The sequence below is a fragment of the Mesorhizobium sp. M7A.F.Ca.CA.003.01.2.1 genome, from assembly GCF_003998945.1.
Classification (GTDB): domain Bacteria; phylum Pseudomonadota; class Alphaproteobacteria; order Rhizobiales; family Rhizobiaceae; genus Mesorhizobium; species Mesorhizobium ciceri.
In genome coordinates, this window is record NZ_RZRA01000566.1 from 1 (window position 1) to 3,707 (window position 3,707).

Below are 3,707 nucleotides of genomic sequence, written 5' to 3' on the forward strand. Positions count from 1 at the left end.
GCAGCGGAGCAGAATTCTGCACCGCGGCAACGCTCAGGAGTCGCGGCATGGATCCTATGGTCTGCGCCGCGTCGCTTCGCTCCCTGCTCCGCCACAGGATGACGAAGCGAAAGGCGTTTCGGCAATTTCCTAGGCATGTTCCACGTCAACAGAAACGAATACGTCTTCACCCCTTGAACGCAGTGCTCACTTAAAGAAAAAAGGCAGCGCCGGTCACCCGGCGCTGCCTTTTGTTCGGAAGCTTACGCTCGGCTCAGAACACCTGGCGGAAGATGATGAACAGCACGAAGGCCAGCGTGATCGAGCACGGCAGCGTCAGCACCCAGGCAAGCAGCAGATTGCGCACCGTCGCCCATTGCAGCCCCGAACCGTTCGCCGCCATCGTTCCGGCAACGCCCGACGACAGCACATGAGTCGTCGACACCGGCAGTCCCAGCCGATCGGCCATGCCGATGGTCACCATCGCCACGAGTTCGGCCGCCGCACCCTGGCCGTAGGTCAGATGGCTCTTGCCGATCTTCTCGCCGACCGTGACGACGATGCGTTTCCAGCCGACCATGGTGCCGAGGCCGAGCGCCAGCGCGACGGCGACCTTCACCCAGATCGGGATGAACTTCGTCGCGTTGTCGACGGCCTTGTGATAGTCGGTGACCGCTTTCAGATCGGCCGCCTCCATCGGCAGCAGCTGCTTCTTGTCGATCAGCTTGAGCGCTTCGCCGATCAAATAGATGTCGTTGCGGGCGTTGCTGACCAGATCGGTCGGCACCGTCTCGACCGAGGCATAGGGCTGCAGGCCAGCCGTCGTGTTGTGGATGTAGGTCTGCAGCGCAACCGTCGTCTGGTCGCTCCATGTCCTGGTGCGCACGGCATCCTGGACGGCGGCCTTGGCATCGGCGACGGTGACGCCGGGCTTGGCATATTTGCCCAGCGCCGTTTCGACGCTGACCGAAGCAGACTTGTAGGCTTCGAGATAGTTGATGTCGGGGGTGCGGTTCAGCGCATACGCCGTCGGCACGACGCCGATCAGGATCAGCATGATCAGGCCCATGCCCTTCTGTCCGTCATTGGAGCCGTGCGCAAAGCTGACGCCGGTGCAGGTGAAGATGAGCAGGCCACGGATCCACCATGGCGGCGGCGTGTTGCCCTTCGGCGCCTCGTAGAGCGCCGGATTGCGCACCAGCAGCTTCATTACATAGAGCAGGATCGCCGCGGCGAAGAAGCCGATGATCGGCGACACCAGCAGGGTGACGCCGACATTGGTCGCCTGCGACCAGTCGACGCCGCTGGTGGCGCTGCCGGCGGGCGCCATGAACTGGTTGGCAAGGCCGACGCCGATGATCGAACCGACCATCGTGTGCGAGCTCGACGCCGGCAGTCCGAGGAACCAGGTGCCGAGATTCCACAGGATCGCCGCCACAAGCAGCGCGAACACCATGGCGAAGCCCGAGGACGAGCCGACCTGCAGGATCAGCTCGACCGGCAGCAGCGACAGGATGCCGAAGGCGACCGCGCCGCTGGAGGTGAGAACCCCGAGGAAATTGAAGGCGCCCGACCACATGACGGCGAATTCGGCCGGCATCGAGCGCGTGTAGATGACCGTCGCCACCGCATTGGCGGTGTCATGGAAGCCGTTGACGAACTCGAAGCCGAGCGCGATCAGCAAGGCGATGCCAAGCAGGATCCACGGCACGGTCTTGGCCACCGCAAGATCCTGGCTGAGCGCGTAGCCGACATAGGCGATGCCGACGAGCACCAGCACGCCGAAGGCCGGCAGGAACCACTTCGCGCTGCCCGATTGATCCAGCGGATGATCCGGTCTCGGAATGCCCGCCTCGCTAGAAACTATGTCCACCATGTCCCACTCCAGATGCATTGCAGCAAAGAACTGGGAAGACGCTATGTCCGCACGATGAACCCTGTGTGACGCCGGCGAACGCCGCGTTCACGAACAGGCCTGCCGAAAAGCGGGTGGGCGGCGCCTATTTGGCAATCTCGAGCAGCGACGATACCAACAACTGGCGCTCGTCTTTCGACAGGACATCCGAATCGAAGAGGTTCATGCTGCGCAATCCCTCGATGGCGAGATAGCAGATCAACAGCGATTTGAGATCCGGCGTCTCGCCCTTCAGCCGCTCGAAAAGCTGCCGCTTGAAGGTCTTTATCGGCATCATGAAATCGGGATCCTCGGCGATGGCCGAGAAGATCCAGGACGCCGACGGCTGCTTTTCCTCGCAATCATTGGCCGACAGCCTGATGTAGACGGCCAGGGGATTTTCGTCCTTGTCATTTGTGCTGGCGGCTTCCAGCGCGTGCTCGAACTCGCGCAGATAGCCTTCGACCAAACCTTGCATCAATTTGGCCTTGGTCGGGAAATTGTAGAGGAGCCCTCCCTTCGACACGCCGGCACGGCTGGCGACGGCATCCAGCGACAGGCTGCCTGGTCCGGATTCCCGGGCAACATCAGCCGCCGCGGCGAGAATCTTCTCGCGCGAATTCGGTCTTTGGGCTCTCATGGTGCCTCCCATCGCAAGCTTAGGCCCAATTGACAAGACCGTCCAGACGGTACAGGAAGACCGCCATTATTTGAAATCGGGACCCGCAGTCGGTATGTGTCCCGATATCCGCGCTTCGCGCCGGATTTCGACTGAGGGGACTTCCTTGTTCAAGCGCATACTCCGTATCTTTATCATTGTTCTGGTTCTGGCCCTGCTCGTCGTCGTGGTCGGCGGCATCGTCGGCTTCAACTTCCTGCGCGACAACGGCATCAAGCAGTACTTCGCATCGATGAAGCCGCCGGCGGCAACCGTTTCGACGACCATCGCCAAGCCTTCGGCCTGGACGCCAGGCGTCGAGGCGATCGGCACGGTCAAGGCGGTGCGCGGTGTCGACCTGACGGTCGAGACTACCGGTATCGTCAAGGACATCCTTTTCCATGCCAACCAGAAGGTGGCGGACAATGCGGTTCTGCTGCAACTCGATGACGCCGTCGAGCGCGCCGACCTCGATGCACAGAAGGCGCAGGCCGCGCTAGACCAGACCTCACTTGCCCGCGCCATCGAACTGACCAGGCGTGGCGTTGGCTCCGACTCGACGCTGGACACGGCGCGTGCGGCGGCCTCGGCCTCGGCATCCCAAGTCACCAAGCTGCAGGCCGTGCTCGACCAGAAGCAGCTGACGGCGCCTTTCGGCGGCACGGTGGGTATCCCGAAGATCGATGTCGGCCAGTATCTGGCGCCCGGCACCGCCGTGGTGACATTGCAGGACCTCGACACGATGCGGGTCGATTTCACGGTTCCCGAACAGCAACTCGCCTTGCTCAAGATCGGCCAGACGATTCGATTGGGCTTTGGCGGCGAGGACAGGCCATTCGCAGGCGCCATTCGTGGCATAGACCCGAAGATCGACTCGTCCAGCCGGCTGGTGAACATCCGGGCGGAAGTCGCCAATCCCGATGGCAAGCTGACCCCCGGCCAGTTCGTGCAGGTGCGTGTCGAGCTGCCCGAAGAGCAGAACGTGCTGACCCTGCCGCAGACGGCGCTGACGACAAGTCTCTATGGCGACTACATCTTCGTGGTGCAGCCAGCCAAGCCCGCCGAGACAGCGCCAGCTGCCAAGCCGGAGGAAAAACCCGCTGCGCCGGCAGCCGACAAATCGGCTGACGCCAAGCCTGCGGACACCAAGCCGGCCGATGCCATGAAGCCGGCGGC

At 62.6% G+C, this 3,707-nt stretch carries 3 protein-coding genes; 1 reads left to right on the top strand and 2 read right to left on the bottom strand.

Annotated elements, in window-relative coordinates; all coding sequences use genetic code 11:
* Positions 1-253: 253 nt before the first annotated feature.
* Positions 254-1,855 carry an inorganic phosphate transporter gene (locus EN969_RS21170; RefSeq protein WP_063170349.1) on the bottom strand — a complete coding sequence of 534 codons (1,602 nt, stop codon included), beginning with the start codon at positions 1,853-1,855 and terminating at the stop codon, positions 254-256.
* 124 nt (positions 1,856-1,979) lie between these two features.
* Complete coding sequence (locus EN969_RS21175; RefSeq protein WP_024503025.1) at positions 1,980-2,513, bottom strand: TetR/AcrR family transcriptional regulator; 534 nt, start codon at positions 2,511-2,513, stop codon at positions 1,980-1,982.
* Between the two features lie 145 nt (positions 2,514-2,658).
* On the opposite strand from EN969_RS21175, the gene EN969_RS21180 reads away from it, so the two are divergent.
* The coding region (locus EN969_RS21180) for an efflux RND transporter periplasmic adaptor subunit (RefSeq protein WP_127419364.1) at positions 2,659-3,707 on the top strand (1,049 nt) is incomplete at its 3' end.